This is a genomic window from Haliea sp. E1-2-M8 (assembly GCF_030649675.1).
GTDB lineage: Bacteria > Pseudomonadota > Gammaproteobacteria > Pseudomonadales > Halieaceae > Haliea.
This window is the reverse complement of sequence record NZ_JAUTDR010000090.1, coordinates 1-618: the sequence shown is the minus strand read 5'-3', so window position 1 is coordinate 618 and position 618 is coordinate 1. Positions and strand designations below refer to the sequence as shown.

At 65.2% G+C, this 618-nt stretch carries 1 protein-coding gene; it reads right to left on the bottom strand.

What is annotated here, in order from left to right; genetic code table 11:
* A partial coding sequence (locus Q6D67_RS21680; protein ID WP_304707931.1) for a hypothetical protein occupies window positions 1-618 on the bottom strand: 618 nt, incomplete at both ends.

The following is a 618-nucleotide window of genomic DNA, read 5'->3' as shown; positions in this document are numbered from 1 at the left end:
GGTCCAGGGTGAATCACTGGTCGTCTGCCACCGCCCACGAGCCCACACCGCGTAGGCGCCCTGGTCCTCTTGCTGGTGGGCTTCATCGTGCTTGCCAGCGGTGAAGTACACGAACGTCGCGTCCGCATCCCAACTATCGCGTGCGAAGAAATGACCGGCTCCCACTGCGTGGTACTCGGTCGCTTCTGGCGGGCTACCCGTGTCGGGGTAGTCGCGCAGTTCCAGGCCAATGAAGGCGCTGCTCTGCGGCCGAGGCAGGCGGGCCAGCTGCCAACGCCCAATAGCCATCGCCTCGGGGTCTTTGGCCAATTGTAGAGCGTTATCGATGATGTCCCGGTGGTAGCCGTCCGTGCGTCCGTGCGTGCGCGTGTGGTCGCCGATCAAGGCAACCCAGTGGTGCCCCGGCGTGGTGGCGTGCGTCCAGTAGCGGATCGAATTGTCGATGAACGCCTGGGGCAATACCTCGGTCCCGTCATAGTCACGCCACAGCTTGGCGATGGCGAACACGTCGCGATGGCTCTCGCCGTACCCCGTGCCCTCCCGGCTGCCGCCCTCGGGTGTGGTCGCGTAGTAGTTGAACATGCGGGGCAGGCGATCATCGCGCAGCCAGTCCAGCCA